15 protein-coding genes are annotated in these 17,405 nt (G+C 67.5%); 14 read left to right on the top strand and 1 reads right to left on the bottom strand.

The annotated features are described in order from the left end of the window. From Q0P60_RS02150 to bamA, 14 genes are all read left to right on the top strand, one after another. Complete coding sequence (locus Q0P60_RS02150; RefSeq protein WP_294987753.1) at positions 1–2,379, top strand: fimbria/pilus outer membrane usher protein; 2,379 nt, start codon at positions 1–3, stop codon at positions 2,377–2,379. Then, positions 2,376–3,413, top strand: coding sequence for a spore coat U domain-containing protein (locus Q0P60_RS02145; RefSeq protein ID WP_294987751.1), 1,038 nt, complete (start codon positions 2,376–2,378; stop codon positions 3,411–3,413). The genes Q0P60_RS02150 and Q0P60_RS02145 overlap by 4 nt, the downstream gene beginning before the upstream one ends. A gap of 192 nt (positions 3,414–3,605) precedes the next feature. Continuing rightward, the gene (locus tag Q0P60_RS02140) at positions 3,606–3,824 is read left to right on the top strand and encodes a hypothetical protein (RefSeq protein ID WP_294987831.1); all 219 of its coding nucleotides are present in this window, start codon (positions 3,606–3,608) and stop codon (positions 3,822–3,824) included. Then, a complete protein-coding gene (locus Q0P60_RS02135) occupies positions 3,824–4,522 on the top strand; it encodes a molecular chaperone (RefSeq protein ID WP_294987749.1) in 699 nt (232 codons plus the stop codon). Before Q0P60_RS02140 ends, Q0P60_RS02135 begins: the two co-directional genes overlap by 1 nt. Before the next feature lie 219 nt (positions 4,523–4,741). Beyond that, positions 4,742–5,548 carry a 30S ribosomal protein S2 gene (rpsB, locus tag Q0P60_RS02130; RefSeq protein ID WP_006427162.1) on the top strand — a complete coding sequence of 269 codons (807 nt, stop codon included), beginning with the start codon at positions 4,742–4,744 and terminating at the stop codon, positions 5,546–5,548. A gap of 126 nt (positions 5,549–5,674) precedes the next feature. Continuing rightward, a complete protein-coding gene (gene tsf, locus Q0P60_RS02125) occupies positions 5,675–6,550 on the top strand; it encodes a translation elongation factor Ts (protein ID WP_294987745.1) in 876 nt (291 codons plus the stop codon). Between the two features lie 301 nt (positions 6,551–6,851). Next, positions 6,852–8,390, top strand: coding sequence for a GGDEF domain-containing protein (locus Q0P60_RS02120; RefSeq protein WP_294987744.1), 1,539 nt, complete (start codon positions 6,852–6,854; stop codon positions 8,388–8,390). A 121-nt stretch (positions 8,391–8,511) separates the two neighbouring features. Beyond that, the gene (gene pyrH / locus Q0P60_RS02115) at positions 8,512–9,240 is read left to right on the top strand and encodes a UMP kinase (RefSeq protein ID WP_294987742.1); all 729 of its coding nucleotides are present in this window, start codon (positions 8,512–8,514) and stop codon (positions 9,238–9,240) included. 96 nt (positions 9,241–9,336) lie between these two features. Beyond that, a complete protein-coding gene (gene frr / locus Q0P60_RS02110; RefSeq protein ID WP_294987739.1) occupies positions 9,337–9,891 on the top strand; it encodes a ribosome recycling factor in 555 nt (184 codons plus the stop codon). A 5-nt stretch (positions 9,892–9,896) separates the two neighbouring features. Continuing rightward, complete coding sequence (uppS, locus tag Q0P60_RS02105; protein WP_099551343.1) at positions 9,897–10,664, top strand: polyprenyl diphosphate synthase; 768 nt, start codon at positions 9,897–9,899, stop codon at positions 10,662–10,664. Beyond that, complete coding sequence (locus Q0P60_RS02100; protein WP_294987736.1) at positions 10,661–11,497, top strand: phosphatidate cytidylyltransferase; 837 nt, start codon at positions 10,661–10,663, stop codon at positions 11,495–11,497. The genes uppS and Q0P60_RS02100 overlap by 4 nt, the downstream gene beginning before the upstream one ends. A 2-nt stretch (positions 11,498–11,499) precedes the next feature. Further along, the gene (locus Q0P60_RS02095; RefSeq protein WP_294987734.1) at positions 11,500–12,690 is read left to right on the top strand and encodes a 1-deoxy-D-xylulose-5-phosphate reductoisomerase; all 1,191 of its coding nucleotides are present in this window, start codon (positions 11,500–11,502) and stop codon (positions 12,688–12,690) included. A gap of 55 nt (positions 12,691–12,745) precedes the next feature. Next, positions 12,746–14,104 (top strand): RIP metalloprotease RseP, encoded by a 1,359-nt coding sequence (gene rseP / locus Q0P60_RS02090; RefSeq protein WP_294987732.1) that lies wholly within the window; start codon positions 12,746–12,748, stop codon positions 14,102–14,104. Positions 14,105–14,178: 74 nt separating this feature from the next. Further along, positions 14,179–16,542, top strand: coding sequence for an outer membrane protein assembly factor BamA (bamA, locus tag Q0P60_RS02085; protein WP_294987730.1), 2,364 nt, complete (start codon positions 14,179–14,181; stop codon positions 16,540–16,542). Between the two features lie 179 nt (positions 16,543–16,721). On the opposite strand, the gene Q0P60_RS02080 is transcribed toward bamA, so the two are convergent. Next, positions 16,722–17,294, bottom strand: a complete 573-nt coding sequence (locus tag Q0P60_RS02080; protein ID WP_294987728.1) for a hypothetical protein — start codon at positions 17,292–17,294, stop codon at positions 16,722–16,724. Positions 17,295–17,405 lie beyond the last annotated feature (111 nt).

Here is a 17,405-nt window from a genome sequence, read left to right as displayed (position 1 = left end):
ATGGGCGCGCTGCTCGCTGCCCTGGCTCCTGCGGCGTCCGCGGCCGCCCATGGGTCCGCCCTGGCGGCGACCGGGGGCGCCGATGCATCAGGCATCTCCGCGGACGCCATCCTGCCGCCGCCCACTCCGCTGACCGCCAGCCAGACGCTGTACCTGGACGTCTCGCTCAACAGCACCCCGCGCGGCCTGCTGCCGTTCACCGAGAACCGCGGGCGCCTGCAGGCCAGTCCCGAGGTACTGCGCCAGCTTGGCTTCAATGCCAGCGGCGACGCACCGGTGTACCTGGACCAGATCAGCGGCGCGGTGGTGCGCTATGACGCGCACATGCAGACCCTGGCGCTGGACGTACCGCTGGACCAGCTGACCCTGCCCACCACCGTGCTCAGCCGGCCGCAGACGCGCGCGCCGGTCGGCAACGCCTCGCCCGGCGTACTGCTCAACTACGATGTATACGGCAGCCGGGTGGATACGCTCGGCAACCTCAGCCTGAGTTCGGAGCTGCGGGTGTTCGGCATCGGTAACGGCACCTTCGAGAACACCGCGATCAGCCGCCGCTACCAGCAGTCCGGCGACCGCCGCTGGCGCAGCGAGAGCGTGCGCCTGGATACGCGCTGGAGCCTGGATTTCCCCGACCAGGCGATGACCCTGGAGGTCGGCGATTTCTACAGCGGTTTCGTCGACTGGACCCGGCCGGTGCGCCTGGGCGGCCTGCAGATTGGCCGCAACTACGGCCTGCAGCCCTATCGCGTGCTCACCCCCACGCCCAGCTTCCTTGGCCAGGCGGTGGTGCCGTCCACGGTCGAGCTGTATGTCGATGGCCTGCGCCAGTACAGCGGCCAGGTCCCGGTGGGCCCGTTCCAGCTGGCCGCGCAACCGGGGATCAGCGGCACCGGCAGCGCGCAGGTGGTGGTGACCGATGCGTTCGGCCGCATGCAGACCCTGGATTTCAGCTTCTATGGCACCCAGCAACTGCTGGCCAAGGGCCTGTCGGACTGGTCGGCCGGCGTCGGCCGGTTGCGCGAGGACTTCGGCCAACGTTCCTTCGCCTACGATGATCGCACCGTCGCCAGTGCCAGCTGGCGCGGGGGCCTCAGCGACACCTTCACCGGCGAGGCCCATGCCGAAGGCGGCGGCGGCCTGACCCAGGCCGGCATCGGCGGCTGGTGGCTGCTCGGCGGGGCCGGCGTGTTCAACGCAGCCTATGCGCACAGCAACTACCACGGCCTGCAGGGCGGCCAGTGGGCGCTGGGCTACAGCTGGAACAACCGCCGGCTCAATTTCAACCTGCGCAGCGTGCGCAGCCACGGCGACTACCGCGACCTGGGCGCGCTGCAGGGCAACCTGCCGCCCAGCATCAGCGAACAGGCCACCGTCGGCATGGACCTGCTGCGGCTGGGCACGCTCAGTGCCAGCTACCTGCGCCTGCGCTACCCGGATGGCGAGGACAACCGCTATGCCAGCCTGTTCTGGTCGCGGACCTGGAGCCAGCGCTGGTCGGCCTACCTGTCGGTGAACCAGAACCTGGACCAGAGTGACGACCGCAGCATCTACCTGTCGGTGACCGCCAGCCTCGGCAACAACCGCCAGGCCAGCCTGTCCAGCCAGCGCAACGGCGACAGCCAGAGCTGGGTGGCCGATGTCACCCAGCCGGTGCCCGGCGACGGCAGTGCCGGAGGGGTCGGCTGGCGCGCGCAGCTGCGCCACGGCGAGGACGGCAATGGCGGCCTGGCCGAGGTCGGCATCCTCAACGACATCGGGCGCTATTCGTTCGGGGCCTCGCGCCAGGGCGGACTCAACTACGCCTACGCCAGTGCCAGCGGCAGCCTGGTGTGGATGGGTGGGCATGCCTTCGCCACCCGCGAGGTCTCCGACGCGTTCGCGGTGATCAGCACCAACGGCGTCGGCGGCGTGCCGGTGCGGCTGGAAAACCGCCTGATCGGGGTCACCGACGATCGCGGCCTGCTGCTGGTCAGCCCACTGCTGTCCTGGCAACGCAACCGGGTCTCGATCGACACCCTCGACCTGCCCGAGGACATGCGCGCCGACCGCATCGAGGACTGGGTGACGCCACGCCAGCGCGCAGGCACCCGGGTAACGTTCCAGCTGCGCTCGCGGCCCTCGCTGAGCCTGACCCTGCTCGGCATGGATGGGCAGCCATTGGAGGTCGGCAGCGAGGTGCAGCTGCCCGATGGCCGCCAGGCCACGGTCGGCTATGACGGCCTGCTGTACCTGGAGGACGTGGCCGCCGGCAGCGTGCTGTACATCACCACCAGCCGCGGCCAGTGCCGGGTGAAGGTGCCGGACCTGCCGAAGGTGGTGGCACAGGGCGCGCGGCCGAAGCCGGCACCGCTGCAGTGCATTCCCGAGGTGGCGCCATGAAGGCGCTGCTGCTCGGCGTGTTGCTGATGCTGGGCCTGCTGGCAGGCGCGCCGGCCCACGCCACGGCCGTCTGCACTGCGGTCGCCGACCCGACCCTGCCGTTCGGCAACATCAACAGCAATGCCCCCGGCCCCAGCACGGCCAACCTGAACATCACGATCACCTGCACCACCGCCGCGCTGAGCCTGCTGGCCACCACCGGGGTAAGGGTCTGCGTGGGCATCGGTGCCGGCACCGGCGGTGGCAGCGCCACGACCACCCGGACCATGGCCACCGGCAGTGGCGACACCATGAACTTCCAGCTCTACAACAACGCCAGCTTCGGCCAGGTCACCGGCCTGCTGCCGCGCGGCACGCCACCGGCGCAGGAACTGTCGATGAGCTACAACGTGCCACTGCTCGGTGGCGGCAGTGGCGCACAGGCCGTGCAGCTGTTCGCGCAGATCCCGGCCAACCAGGTGCTGGCCTCGGGCAGCTACAGCAGCACGTTCAGTGGCGCGAGCGTAGTGCTGACGTGGGCCTGGAACGAAGTCCTGCTCGGCACCGCCACCGTGCCGGCCACCTGCAATGGCGGCGCCACCGGCACCAACAGCGCCAGCGCCGCCTTCAGTTTCACCGCCACCGCCAACGTGCTGCCGCAGTGTGGCAGCTACGTCACCACCAACATGAACTTCGGCAATGTCACCGGCGGCATTCCGGCCAACATCGACCAGACCGCCACGCTGACACTCACCTGCCTGAAGAACACCGCCTTCCAGGTCGGCCTCAACAACGGCCAGAACAATCCCACGGCCACCACCACCCGGCGCATGGCCACCACCATCACGCCCAACACCTATTACCTCAACTACGAGCTGTACCGCGATTCGGCGCGGACCCAGCGCTGGGGCAATGCGCTGACCGTGGATACCGTCAGCGGCATCGGCACCGGCAGCGCGCAGCAGCTGGTCATCTACGGCCGGGTGCCACCGGTCACCGGCCAGCCGCCGGCGGGTACCTACAACGATCTGGTGCAGGTGACGATCACTTATTGAAGCGCGTGCCGACCCACGGTCGGCACCCACCAGAGCAGGGTTCGCGTGCCGACCAACGGTCGGCCCCCACCAGGGCGGGGTCGCATGCAGGGACAGCTTCGCGCTACAGATCCGGTGGATCCTGCCGATACCGCGCAGCGAGTCCTACAGCACGGTGGTCGGCAGGTGGTTCGCGTATTTCTGATCGGGGCGATGCTGGTCGCCAGTACGCCCGCGTGGGCCGACCCCAGCAGCAGCAACCTGCAGATCCGGCTGACCGTGGTCGAAGCCTGCAGCGACGACACCACCCGCATGCACTGCCTGGCCCCCCATCAGCGCAGCGATGCACCGCAACTGCCACCGCAGATCCGCGACCTTGCCCCGCCGGCCGGCGACGAAGATGCGGCGCCCGCGGTAACCGTCATCTACTGATGCGCATGCTGCTGACCCTGCTGGCACTGCTGCTGGCGCTGCCCGCGGCGGCACTGGACCTGTTGCCGACCACCCTGCAGCTGCCCGCCGAAGGTGGCCGCAGCGAGCTGTGGCTGTACAACCCTGGCCCCGGCCGCTGGCAGGGGCAGGTGCGGATCCTGGCCTGGGAGCAGCAGGCGGACGCCGAAATCCTCCGCCCCAGCGACCGGATCGTGGCCAGCCCCACCCGCCTGGACCTCCCGCCCGGCACCCGCCAGCGCGTCTGGCTGCTGCCGCGCCAGCCAACCGCAGTGGCCGGCGAGCAGGCCTACCGGATCGTGCTCGCCCCCGCCACGCCCGACCTGCCACGCTACTCACTGCCGCTGTTCCGGGGCCAGTCCGCCCCCTCGGCGCAGCCGCGCCTGCAGGCCGGGATAGAGCGGAATCCGTCGCAGCCCTACCTGCGACTGAGCAATACCGGTAGCTTGCACGCACGCCTGCACGACCTCGCGTTCATCGCCAGCGATGGCCGCCGCACCCTCCTGCTGCCCGGGCTGGCCGGCTACCTGCTGGCCGGCCACGAACGCCGATGGGCCCTGCCCGCGCAGGCCGACGGCTACGCCAGCGGCCATTTCCAGGCACGCCTGCAGGACGGCCGCGTGGTCGAGCTGGCCTCGCCTGACCCGGCAATTGCGGCGAGCGCGGCGAGCGGGCTATAATCGACCGGATTCCTGCCGCCAGCGTGCGCGGGAACCCGTCCACACCGGACGTCACCGGTGAATCCACACCTGCTGCCCCCATCCGTGCCGGGGTGCTCCGCAAGGAGTTCGGCCACGGAGGCAACAGGGAAGCCCAACCCCGGAACCGATCGCGCTTCCACGCGTCCCGCACACCTATCCCGCGGGCGGAATCGCTGGTTCCCCATCAGGAGTATTGCAATGCCCCAGGTCACCATGCGTCAGATGCTGGAAGCCGGCGTCCACTTCGGCCACCAGACCCGCTACTGGAACCCGAAGATGGCTCCGTACATCTTCGGCGCCCGCGGCAAGATCCACATCATCAACCTGGAAAAGACCGTCCCGCTGTTCAACGACGCGATGAACTTCATCTCGTCGGTTGCCCAGAAGCGCGGCACCGTCCTGTTCCTGGGCACCAAGCGCAGCGCCCGCGAAACCATCAAGGAAGAAGCCGAGCGTTGCGGCATGCCGTTCATGAACCAGCGTTGGCTGGGCGGCACCCTGACCAACTTCCGTACCGTCAAGCAGTCGGTTGCCCGCCTGAAGGAACTGGAAGCCGGTGAAACCGACGGCACCTTCGAGAAGCTGGTCAAGCACGAAGTGCTGGGCCTGCGTCGCGAGCGCGACAAGCTGGAAGCCTCGCTGGGCGGCATCAAGGACATGAACCGTCTGCCGGACGCCATCTTCGTGATCGACATCGGCCACGAAGACATCGCGATCAAGGAAGCCAAGAAGCTGGGCATCCCGGTCATCGCCGTGGTCGACACCAACTACAACCCGGAACTGGTTGATTACGCCATCCCGGGCAACGACGACGCCATCCGCGCTGTGCAGCTGTACGCCCGCGCCGCTGCCGACGCCGTGCTGGAAGGCAAGGCTGCTGCTCCGCACGCCGCTTCGGTGCGTGAGGAAGAGTTCGCTGAAGCCGCTGCTGAAGGCGAAGACAAGCCGGCCCGCCGCGCTCCGGCCAAGAAGGCTGCCAAGAAGGGCGACGACGCCCAGGCCTGATCCAGGCCCCGGGGTGGACGCCCGGCATCCACCCTCCCTGCGCGCAGCCTTTGGCGCGTGACAGGACTGTGTCATACGGGCCGGCCACCATGCCGGCCCAACCCCTTTCTTTCGTGAGGTAATCCCGTGGAAATCACTGCTTCCCTGGTCAAGGAACTGCGCGAGCGCACCGGCGCCGGCATGATGGAATGCAAGAAGGCTCTCACCGAAGCCAACGGCGACATCGACGCTGCTGCTGAAGCCATGCGCAAGTCCGGCGCTGCCAAGGCCGACAAGAAGGCTGACCGCGTGGCCGCCGAAGGCCGTCTGGGCCTGGCCCAGGACGGCGGCAAGGCCGTGCTGGTCGAAGTCAACTCGGAAACCGACTTCGTCGCCAACGACGACAACTTCAAGTCCTTCGTCAACGCTGTCGCCGCTGCCGCCCTGGCATCGGGCGCCACCGACGTCGAAGCCGTGAAGGCTGCCAAGCTGGCCGATGGCCGCACCGTTGAAGAAGCCCGCGCCACCGCCGTGCAGACCCTGGGTGAGAACATCCAGATCCGTCGCATGGTCAAGGTTGACGGCAACAACACCGTCGGCGCCTACGTCCACACCAACGGCAAGGTTGGCGTGCTGGTCGACCTGGTCGGCGGCGACGTCGAGCTGGCCCGTGGCCTGGCCATGCACGTGGCTGCCCTGAAGCCGCCGCACAACAAGGCTGCGGACGTTCCGGCCGACTTCGTCGAGAAGGAAAAGGAAATCGAGCTGGCCAAGATGTCCGAAAAGGACAAGGCCAAGCCGGCCGAGATCCTGGAAAAGATCATCAGCGGCAAGATCAACAAGATCGTCAGCGACGTGACCCTGTACGGCCAGACCTATGTGCTGGGCGACACCACCGTCGAGCAGGTGGTCAAGGCCGCTGGCGCCGACGTGGCGGGCTTCCAGCTGCTGATCGTCGGCGAAGGCATCGAGAAGGTGGTGGAAGACTACGCCGCCGAAGTTGCCAAGGCGATGCAGGTCTGATTCCAGCCTTCCGGCTGTGAAGCAAACCCAGGGAGCCGCGGGAAACCGCGGCTCTTTTTTTATGCCGGTGGACCGGCGGTTTTTATGCCGGTGGGCCTGTGGGCTTCATGCCGGCGGGCCTGTGGGTGCGCACCGTTGGTGCGCACAGCCTCCGCAGCTGCGCACACCGACACCTTTGCGTTGCGCGCGAATCAAGCCGATACTCAGCCCAGGGAATACACAGTCATCTAGCAGGAACGAAAATCGCGGACTGTGATGCATTCCTAGGTATTCTTGTCCTAATGGAATTGAACGACCCGACATGCCTCCCGAGCTGACAGCTGCCCTGGCGCTCTGCCGCAACCTGCCTTCGCCACCCGGTATTGCCCTGCGCATCATCGAACTGGCCCAGGACCCGGAAGCGGATATCGCCACCGCCGCCGACATCATCGCCATCGACATGGCGTTGAGCGCTCGCATGCTGCGCATCGCCAATTCACCGCTGTACGCCAGCCGCCGCCGGATCGAGAACCTCGGCCAGGCGCTGACCATGCTCGGCCTGAACGCCACCATCAGCCTCGCCCTCGGCTTCACCGTCACCCAGGGCCTGACCGGTGGCGGCGGCGAAGGTCACGACCTGCGCCAGCGCGCCTGGAAGCGCAGCATCCTCAGTGCACTGGCCGCCAGCCAGCTGGGCCAGGCGCGCGGCCTGCGCCGGCTGGAGGAACTGATGCTGGCCGGCCTGCTGCAGGACCTGGGCGTGCTGTGCCTGGCGCAGGCCGAATCGGAACGCTACCTGCCGCTGCTGCGCGAAGCGCGCGACAACACCGACCTGGTCGCGCGCGAGCGCGACGAGCTGGGCTGCAGCCACGCCGAGGTCGGCGCCTGGGTGGCCGAGCAGTGGGGCCTGCCGCGCTACCTGGTGGAAAGCATCAGCCACAGCGAAGACCAGGACGCCGCGGAATCCCCGTTCCAGGCCTGCGTGCAGCTGTCCGGCGCGGTTGCCGACATCTGGCTCGACGGCGATGCCGACAGCGCACGCGAGCGCGCCCTGCAGCAGGTGCATGACCGCCTTGAACTGGACAGCGCCCGTTTCGACCAGGTGCTGGCCCGCATCAGCGAAGCCCTGCCGGACATCGCCAGCCTGTTCGAGGCCGGCCTGAACTCGCCGATGCGGGTGCGCGAGCTGATCGACCATGCGCAGGAGCTGGCGACCCTGCGCAACCTGCGCGAACTGCAGGATGCCGACCAGGCCCGCCGCCGCGCCGACGAATTCGAAGCCCGGGCCAAGCGCCTGGCCGACCAGGCCCATCGCGACGCGCTGACCGGCGTGCTCAACCGCCGCCAGCTGGAGGCGGTGCTGGAGCAGGAGTTCCTGCGCGCCGGCCGCCAGGGCTGGCCGCTGTCGGTGGCCTTCATCGACCTGGACGATTTCAAGAAGATCAACGACGCCCACGGCCACCTGACCGGCGACGAGGTGCTGCGCGCCTTCGCCGGCAAGCTGCAGGGCCAGCTGCGCAACAGCGACACCGTCGCCCGCTTCGGCGGCGAGGAGTTCGTCGCACTGCTGCCCAACACCAGCGAATCGGTGGCACTGGACGTGATCCGCCGGGTCCTCGCCAATATCGTGGCCACCCCGATGGCCGAACTGGAAGGCGGCCCGCTGTTCGTCACCTTCTCCGCCGGCGTGGCCACCCAGGGCGGCTATGAACGCTTCGCCGACGTACAGGACCTGCTGCGCGCCGCCGACGACGTGCTGTACCGATCCAAGAATCTCGGTCGCAACCGGGTGATCGCCCGCTCGCCCGGCGCGCTGGGCCACGACGAACTGTCGGCGACTGCTGGCGCCGAGCTGGGCTGAACGCGAGACCCCGGCCTGCCGGGGCCCACAGCGGATTTTTGCGCCGCAGTGCACAAAACACTTTGGCACGACGCCGCATGCGCGTAGAATCCCCCGCGATTTCCACGCACCCGAGGTCCCTATGTCCAAGCTCGCCTATCGCCGCATCCTTCTGAAACTGTCCGGGGAGGCGCTGATGGGAGATGAGGACTACGGCATCGACCCGAAGATCATCAACCGCCTGGCCCGTGAGGTCATCGAGGCCCAGCAGGCCGGCGCCGAAGTGGCCCTGGTCATCGGCGGCGGCAACATCTTCCGCGGCGCCGGCCTGGCCGCTGGCGGCATGGACCGGGTGACCGGCGACCAGATGGGCATGCTGGCCACGGTGATCAACGCCCTGGCGATGCAGGATGCCCTTGAGAAGCTGGGCGCCAAGGCCCGCGTGATGAGCGCGATCAAGATCAACGACGTGTGCGAGGACTACATCCGCCGCCGCGCCATCCGCCACCTGGAAAAGGGTCGCCTGGTGATCTTCGCCGCTGGCGTCGGCAGCCCGTTCTTCACCACCGACTCCGGCGCCGCCCTGCGTGCGATCGAGATCGGTGCCGATCTGCTGCTGAAGGCCACCAAGGTCGACGGTGTGTACGACAAGGACCCGAACAAGCACAGCGACGCGGTCCGTTTCGACAGCCTGAGCTACGACGAGGTGATCCGTCGCGGCCTGGAAGTGATGGATACCGCCGCCTTCGCGCTGGCCCGCGACAGCGACCTGCCGATGCGCGTGTTCGACATGGGCCAGCCGGGCGAGCTGCTGAAGATCCTCGGCGGCGAGAACATCGGCACCCTGGTCCAGGGCCGCGACCCGGCCTGAGCCTGAGCGCGAGGCGACAACCGGGCCGATTCAGGCCCGGCAGCGTCCCGTATTCGCCTATAATCGCCCGATTCCAGATACATCCAGGACCGGGCGATGCTCAACGACATCAAGAACAACGCGCAGACGCGCATGGCCAAGAGCATCGACGCTCTGAAGCACACCCTCACCTCCATCCGGACCGGGCGTGCCACGCCGGCCCTGCTGGACCGCGTGACGGTCAATGCCTACGGCAACGCCAGCACCCCGCTGAACCAGGTTGCGTCGATCTCCAACGCCGACGCGCACTCGCTGCTGGTCACCCCGTTCGACAAGAGCATGATCAAGGAGATCGAAAAGGGTCTCTACAACGCCGAGTTCACCCCGAACACGCTGGGCACCGCGATCCGCATCAACATGCCGCCGCCGACCGAGGAGCGCCGCAAGGAGCTGGCCAAGCAGGTGCAGAAGGAAGGTGAAGGCGCCAAGATCGCGATCCGCAACATCCGTCAGGACGCGAACAAGGAAATCGCCAAGCTGGTCAAGGACAAGGCGATCAGCGAAGACGAGAAGAAGCGCGGCGAAGACGACATCCAGAAGCTGACCGACGCCAACATCAAGGACGTCGACAAGGTCGTCGCCGACAAGGAAAAAGAACTGCTGTCGGTCTGAAGTCGATGCCTTCAGTCCCGCCTCCGTTGCCGGCCGCCCTGCCCCGCCACGTTGCCATCATCATGGATGGCAACGGGCGCTGGGCGCAGCAGCGCCGTCGCCCGCGCGTGATCGGCCATCGTGCCGGCGCGCGCGCGGTCAACCGCACCATCGAGCGTTGCCTTGAACTGGGCATTCCGGCGCTGACCCTGTTCGCGTTTTCCAGCGAGAACTGGGGTCGCCCGCAGGAAGAAGTCGATGCGTTGATGAAGCTGTTCCTCGGCGCGCTCGACCGCGAAGTGGACGAGCTGCACCGGCGTGGCGTGCGCGTGCGCTTCATCGGCGAACGCGAGCGCTTCGGCGCCGGCCTGGTCAGCCGCATGCAGCTGGCCGAACAGCGCACCGCCGACAACACCACCCTGACCCTGTCGATCGCCGCAAGTTACGGTGGCCGCCAGGATATCGCCCGCGCCGCACGTGCCCTGGCCGCTGAAGTCGCCGCCGGACGCCTGCTGCCCGAGCAGATCGACGAATCGCTGCTGGGCAGCCAGGTCGCCCTGGCCGACCTGCCGCCACCGGACCTGTTCATCCGCACCGGTGGCGACACCCGCATCAGCAACTTCCTGCTGTGGCAGCTGGCATACACCGAGCTGTGGTTCACCGAGGCCCTGTGGCCGGACTTCGATGCCGATCTGCTGCAGCAGGCGCTGGACGCCTATGGCAGCCGCGAGCGTCGTTTCGGCCTGACCAGCGCCCAGATCGCCGCACTGGCCACCGAGACCTCCAGCCCATGACCAAGACCCGAGTCCTCGCCGCGCTGATCATGGCGCCGGTCGCCATTGCCGCGATCCTGCTGCTGCCGACGCAGTGGCTGGCGGCTGCCGCCGCCGCCGTGCTGCTGATCGGCCTGTGGGAGTGGCTGAAGCTGGCAGGCATCGAAGACACCCTCGCGCGCACCGTGTTGCTGGTGCTGAACCTGCTGCTGATGGTGCTGCTGGTGTGGGCCGATGGCAGCACCCTGGTGCTGTTCCAGATCACCACCCTGGCCGGCGTTGCCTGGTGGCTGGCCGCGCTGGTCTGGCTGCGGTTCTTCAACTTCGGTGCGCAGCCCACGGCCCCCTCGCGGATCGTGAAGATGCTGGCCGGCACCCTGGCCATCGTCCCGGCCTGGGCCGCGCTGGTACTGATCCATGCCGGCGGCGATCCGCCGGGCAAGCAGGGCCACCTGTGGCTGCTGGCTGCGCTGGCCCTGGTCTGGGCCGCTGATTCGGGCGCCTATTTCGCCGGCCGTCACTTCGGCAAGCACAAGCTGGCGCCGCGGATCAGCCCCAACAAGACCTGGGAAGGCCTGTTCGGTGGCCTGCTGGCCGGCGTCGCCGTGGCCCTCGGACTGGGCTGGCTGGCCGGCATCGACATCGGCCACCTGCCTGGCCTGCTGATCACCTCGGTGGTCGCGGTATTCGCCTCGGTGCTGGGTGATCTGTTCGAAAGCCTGATCAAGCGCCACGCCGGTGCCAAGGACTCGGGCCACCTGATCCCGGGCCATGGCGGCGTGCTCGACCGTGTCGACGGCGTCCTGGCCGCGGTCCCGGTGTTCGCGCTGGGCAAGGAAATCTTCGGGTTCTGACCATGAATGCTGTCGCAGACCTGCGCCGGGTCGCCGTGTTCGGCGCCACCGGCTCGATTGGCGCCTCCACGCTGGACGTGATCGCCCGGCACCCGCAGCGCTACCAGGCCACCGTACTGGCGGCCGGCCGCCAGGTGCAGGCGCTGCTGGCGCTGTGCCGCCAGCACCGGCCGGCCCATGCGGTGATCGCCGACGAATCGCTGTTCACCGAACTGCGCGACGGCCTGCGCGAGGCGGGACTGTCCACCGAGGCCCACGCCGGCCATGCCGCACTGGACCAGCTGGCCGCCAGCGATGCCTGCGACACCGTGGTCGCGGCGATCGTCGGCGCCGCCGGGCTGTCCTCGACCCTGGCCGCCGCCGCCGCCGGCAAGCGCATCCTGCTGGCCAACAAGGAATCGCTGGTCCTGGCCGGCGAACTGCTGACCCGCACCGCCGAGGCGGCCGGCGCCGAGATCATCCCGATCGACAGCGAACACAGCGCGATCTTCCAGTGCCTGCGCTCGCGCGACGCCAGTACTGACGGCGCCGGCGTGCGCCGGATCCTGCTGACCGCTTCCGGCGGCCCGTTCCGCGGCCGCAGCCGCGCCGAACTGGCAGGGGTCACCCCGGCCCAGGCCGTCGCCCACCCGAAATGGTCGATGGGCCCGAAGATCTCCGTCGATTCGGCGACGTTGATGAACAAGGGCCTGGAAGTGATCGAGGCCCACCACCTGTTCGCCGTACCCGGCGAGCGCATCGAAGTGCTGGTGCACCCGCAGAGCCTGGTGCATTCGCTGGTCGAGTTCGTCGACGGCTCGACCCTGGCGCAGATGGGCCTGCCGGACATGCGCACCACCCTCGCGGTCGGCCTCGGCTGGCCGCAGCGGATCGAATCAGGCGTGGCCGGGCTGGACCTGCTGGCCCAGGGCCGGCTGGACTTCGAGGCGCCCGACACCGACGCCTTCCCCTGCCTGGCGCTGGCCTGGCAGGCGATGCAGGCCGGTGGCACCGCGCCGGCGGTGCTCAACGCCGCCAATGAAGAGGCCGTTTCAGCGTTTCTTCAGGGCCGGATCGGTTTCCTGACCATCCCGGAACTGGTTGCTAACGCTCTTTCAACACTGCCGACCCAAGCAGCCGATACACTGGAGGTCCTGTTGTCCGCCGACCAGCGGGCACGCCAGTTGACCCTGAACGCCATCGACGCCGCCTGAACGACCGCCTCGCCCAGCATGACGACGCCGCCCCTGCCCGCCAATGTGAGCCTGCATGACTGACTTCATCGGATCGGTCTGGTGGATGATTGTCAGCCTCGGGCTGCTGGTCACGTTCCACGAATTCGGGCACTACTGGGTCGGTCGCCTCTGCGGGGTCAAGATCCTGCGCTTCTCGGTCGGCTTCGGCCGTCCGCTGTGGTCACGCCGCGACAAGCACGGCACCGAGTTCGCCATCGCCGCCATCCCGCTCGGCGGCTACGTCAAGTTCCTCGACGAGCGCGAGGTCGAGGTCCACCCGCACGAGCGCGGCCAGGCCTTCAACCACAAGACCGTCTGGCAGCGCATCGCCATCGTCGCGGCCGGGCCGATCGCCAACCTGCTGCTGTGCATCCTGCTGCTGTGGGCGATGTTCGTGATCGGCAAGCAGGATTATTCGCCGACCATCGGCCGGGTCGACGGCATTGCCGCCAGCGCCGGCCTGGCCAGCGGTGACCGCGTGCTGCGCGTGGATGACCGCCAGGTCGCCACCCTCGGCGAGGCCAGCATGGCGCTGACCGCCGCCGCGATGGACCGCCGCGACGTCAAGCTGGAAGTGCTCGACCGCGCCGACCAGGTGCGCCTGCGCAGCCTGCCGCTGTCGCAGCTGCCGGCCGGCTTCGATGAACGGCGGGTGCCGATCCTGGCCGGCCTTTACTGGCAGTCCTGGCTGCAGCCGGCGCTGGTCGACTCGTTGACCGCCGACTCGGTGGTAGCCGGGCAGCTGCAGCCGGGCGACCTGATCGTGGCGATCGACGGCCAGCGCATCGACAGCGTTGACCAGGTGATCGGCGAGATCCAGGCGCTTGGCCGTGCCGGTGGCCCGGGCATGATCGAGGTCCTGCGGGGCGGCGAACGCCTTGCGCTGGAAGTGACACCCCGCCAGGGCAAGGACGGCAGGGGCAACCCGGTCTGGCAGATCGGCGTGGGCTTCCCCACCTCCTACAGCCCGGCCTACGACACCCTGCTGCGCTACGGCCCGCTGGACGCGGTGACCGTGGCGGTGCGCGAAACCGGCCGCCTGGCCGCCGATTCCCTCGGCATGATGGGCCGCATCGTCACCGGCAAGGCCTCGCTGCAGAACGTTTCCGGGCCGGTCACCATCGCCCGCGTCGCCAATGTTTCGGCCAAACGCGGCCTCGACTGGTTCCTGCAGTTCCTTGCCTTGCTGTCACTCAGCCTGTGCATCATCAACCTGCTGCCGATCCCGATCTTGGACGGCGGCCACCTGCTGTATTACCTTATCGAGTTGGTCAAGGGCAGCCCGCTGAGCGAGCGTGCCATCGCCGCCGGCCAATACATCGGCCTGGCGTTGCTGGCCGGGCTGATGGGGTTGGCGTTCTACAACGACATCCTCGGCCTGGTCCCGCGATGAACTTTTCCACGTTGTTGCCGTCTACAGCGTCGGCATCCCGCACCAATGAAATCGACCTTCCTACCGGACGTGACATGACGCGACTCCCCAATCGCCGCCTGCTGGCCCTCGCCCTCGCCGCCGTCACCGGCGCTCCCGCCCTGGCCCAGGCAGCCGAGCCCTTCACTGTCAGCGACATCCGCGTCGATGGCCTGCAGCGCATCAGCTCGGGCACGGTGTTCACCTACCTGCCGGTGGAACGTGGCGAGACCATCACCGACAACAAGGTCGGCGAAACCATCCGCGCCCTGTACAAGACCGGCTTCTTCGAAGACGTGCAGCTGGACCGCCAGGGCAACATCCTGGTGGTGACCGTCAAGGAACGCCCGGCGATCAACAAGCTGACCGTGACCGGCAACAAGGACATCAAGTCCGAGCAGCTGCTCAAGGGCCTGTCCGACATCGGCCTGACCGAGGGCGGCACCTTCGACCGCCTGAGCCTGGACCGCGTGACCCAGGAACTGCGCCGCCAGTACAACGACCGCGGCAAGTACACCGTCGAGATCACCCCGACCGTGAGCCCGCTGGACCGCAACCGCGTGGACATCGCGATCGCGATCAAGGAAGGCAAGGCGGCCAAGATCCGCCACGTCAACCTGGTCGGCACCGAGAAGTTCGCCAGCAAGGACATCCTGGAGACCTGGGAGTCCAAGGAGCACAACTGGGCGTCGTGGTACCGCCGTGACGACCAGTACTCCAAGGAAAAGCTGTCCGGCGACCTGGAAAAGCTCAACTCCTGGTACCTGGACCGCGGCTACGTCGACTTCAGCATCGATTCCACCCAGGTCTCGATCAGCCCCGACAAGCGCGACATGTTCCTCACCGCGGGCGTGACCGAGGGTGCGCAGTACAAGATCTCCGAGATCAAGGTCAGCGGCGACACCATCCTCCCGCAGGAGGACGTCGAGCGCATGGTGATCCAGAAGGCCGGCGACACGTTCTCGCGTGCGCTGCTGGAGTTCAGCTCGGACACCATCACCAACTCGCTGTCCAACATCGGCTACGCGTTCGCCAAGGTGAACCCGATCCCGACCACCAACCGCCCCGACCAGACCGTGGCGATCAACATGCAGGTCGTTCCGGGCCCGCGCGTGTCGGTGCGCCGGATCCTGTTCCGCGGCAACACCCGCACCTCCGACGAAGTGATGCGTCGCGAAATGCGCCAGTTCGAGAACAGCTGGTACTCGCAGGCCGCGATCGACCGCTCCAAGATCCGCCTGCAGCGCCTGGGCTACTTCGAGTCGGTGGACGTTGAGACCCCGGCGGTCAGCGGCAGCAACGACCAGGTCGACGTTGTCTACAACGTCAAGGAAACCACCTCCGGCAGCTTCGTGTTCGGCCTGGGCTACTCGCAGTCCTACGGCATGACCACCTCGGTGCAGCTGTCGCAGAACAACTTCCTCGGCGGCGGCAACCGCGTGTCGGTCGAAGCCTCGCGCAGCAGCTACCTGCAGCGCTACGGCTTCAGCTACACCAACCCGTACTTCACCGATGACGGCGTGTCGCTGGGCTACAACCTGTCCTGGCGCGAACTGGACTACTCCGACTTCAACACCGCGCAGTACAACAGCACCAACGGTTCGGCGCAGGTGGTGTTCGGCGTGCCGCTCACCGAGACCGATACCGTCTCGCTGATGTTCGGCATCGACAGCAACCAGATCACCACCTACCGCGGCTCGACCCCGGCATCGATCATCGATTACATCGATGCGGTCGGCTCGCGTACGTTCCATGCCTGGCGCACGGAGCTGGGCTGGGCGCGCGACTCGCGCAACGACTACTTCATGCCGACCCGCGGTACCTACCAGCGCATCGGCCTGGAAACCACGCTGCCGGGCTCGACCATCGAGTACTACAAGCTGAACTACCAGATCAGCAAGTACTGGCCGATCATGCCGTCGCTGGTGATCAACACCCGCGCCGAAGTCGGCTACGGCGACGCGTACGGCAAGGACTACACCCGCGTCATCACCGATGCCGACGGCAAGACCCGTACCGTCACCGCCAGCGGCCTGCCGTTCTTCGAGAACTTCTACGCCGGTGGTACCAACTCGGTGCGCGGCTTCGAAGACAACACCCTCGGCCCGCGCGAAGTGACCCAGGGCTATCCGGAGGGCCAGCCGCTGGGTGGTTCGCTGAAGACCGTCGGTTCGGTCGAAGCCTACTTCCCGCGCCTGTTCGACAGCCCGTCGGCGCGTGTTTCGGCCTTCGTCGACTTCGGCAACGTCTACAACGGCACCAAGAACTTCAAGGCCAACGAACTGCGCGTGTCTTCCGGTGTCGCCCTGCTGTGGCGCGCCCCGGTCGGCCCGATCTCGATCAGCTATGCCTTCCCGCTGAAGAAGGAAGACGGCGACAAGATCGAACGGCTGCAATTCACGTTCGGTGGCCAGTTCTGAGGAACATTGTTCCTCAGAACTGATCCACCTCCGGTGAATTGCCCGCGCATTTCACCTATCCCCCGCGCCAATGGCGCGCCCCCCTTAACAAAGGGGGGCTCTCCACCAGACGGGGTGCGAAGCGCCGGGCAGTGCCCGGCGTTTCCATGTGTAGAGCCGAGCCCATGCTCGGCTGCTGCTCAAGGCGTGTCCGGCGCGGACAACAACTTGAACTCACGGGTCGCTACGCGGGCCATCGAGGCCATCGCCTGCAAAGACGCCTCTGGATCGGTCGAGGTCGTCAGCACGAACATGACGCCGTTGGGTGATCCCGGAGCATTCACGCCCCAGGAGCGGGTTCGCGTGCCGTTACGGTTGGGGCCGCCGCTTTCCAGTTCGGCCACCTGTACCGGCGCCGGTATGTGCTTCAACAGTCGTTCGAACTCGGCGGTGACGGCCTCCGCCTGGGCCTGACGGGCAAACACCGAACAAAGGCCCTCATCGGTCTGCGCGACCGCATAGTTCGCTTCCCCCAGCACGATGGCCCAGGCCTTGCCTGAGTTGCCACGCAGGAAATTCCGGGCAATTCCGTCAGGCAGCGCTGCCAAGCCCCTCGCTTCCATGAATGCCTCGACCTTGCCGGGGTCGTTGAAAGCGGCCAGGCAGGTATCGGTAAACAGCCCGCCGAACACGGTGGCTGCATCGGCAGCCCTGGCCAGCCCGGCAGGGGCGAGCATGGCGAGGACAACCGCAGAGCAGAGCAGATGGCGCATCAAGGTTCCTTGTTCATGGCTCGCGCCTGCTGCGCGGGCCCCGGTCAGAGCAACTACCGTAGTCGGCACCCAGCAGGAATTACCAGATCTGGAAGCCGATGCGCCCCCACC

Source organism: uncultured Stenotrophomonas sp. (assembly GCF_945952405.1).
Taxonomy (GTDB): domain Bacteria; phylum Pseudomonadota; class Gammaproteobacteria; order Xanthomonadales; family Xanthomonadaceae; genus Stenotrophomonas.
This window is presented reverse-complemented; position numbering and strand designations above follow the sequence as displayed.

Excerpts from the sequence above, each read along its gene's own strand:
- frr (WP_294987739.1), top strand. The coding sequence starts at position 9,337 with ATGCTCAACGACATCAAGAACAACGCGCAGACGCGCATGGCCAAGAGC.
- Q0P60_RS02150 (WP_294987753.1), top strand. The coding sequence starts at position 1 with ATGGGCGCGCTGCTCGCTGCCCTGGCTCCTGCGGCGTCCGCGGCCGCC.
- bamA (WP_294987730.1), top strand. The coding sequence starts at position 14,179 with ATGACGCGACTCCCCAATCGCCGCCTGCTGGCCCTCGCCCTCGCCGCC.
- Q0P60_RS02095 (WP_294987734.1), top strand. The coding sequence starts at position 11,500 with ATGAATGCTGTCGCAGACCTGCGCCGGGTCGCCGTGTTCGGCGCCACC.
- rseP (WP_294987732.1), top strand. The coding sequence starts at position 12,746 with ATGACTGACTTCATCGGATCGGTCTGGTGGATGATTGTCAGCCTCGGG.
- Q0P60_RS02135 (WP_294987749.1), top strand. The coding sequence starts at position 3,824 with ATGCGCATGCTGCTGACCCTGCTGGCACTGCTGCTGGCGCTGCCCGCG.
- Q0P60_RS02140 (WP_294987831.1), top strand. The coding sequence starts at position 3,606 with ATGCTGGTCGCCAGTACGCCCGCGTGGGCCGACCCCAGCAGCAGCAAC.
- Q0P60_RS02120 (WP_294987744.1), top strand. The coding sequence starts at position 6,852 with ATGCCTCCCGAGCTGACAGCTGCCCTGGCGCTCTGCCGCAACCTGCCT.
- Q0P60_RS02100 (WP_294987736.1), top strand. The coding sequence starts at position 10,661 with ATGACCAAGACCCGAGTCCTCGCCGCGCTGATCATGGCGCCGGTCGCC.
- pyrH (WP_294987742.1), top strand. The coding sequence starts at position 8,512 with ATGTCCAAGCTCGCCTATCGCCGCATCCTTCTGAAACTGTCCGGGGAG.
- uppS (WP_099551343.1), top strand. The coding sequence starts at position 9,897 with ATGCCTTCAGTCCCGCCTCCGTTGCCGGCCGCCCTGCCCCGCCACGTT.
- rpsB (WP_006427162.1), top strand. The coding sequence starts at position 4,742 with ATGCCCCAGGTCACCATGCGTCAGATGCTGGAAGCCGGCGTCCACTTC.
- Q0P60_RS02145 (WP_294987751.1), top strand. The coding sequence starts at position 2,376 with ATGAAGGCGCTGCTGCTCGGCGTGTTGCTGATGCTGGGCCTGCTGGCA.
- Q0P60_RS02080 (WP_294987728.1), bottom strand. The coding sequence starts at position 17,294 with ATGCGCCATCTGCTCTGCTCTGCGGTTGTCCTCGCCATGCTCGCCCCT.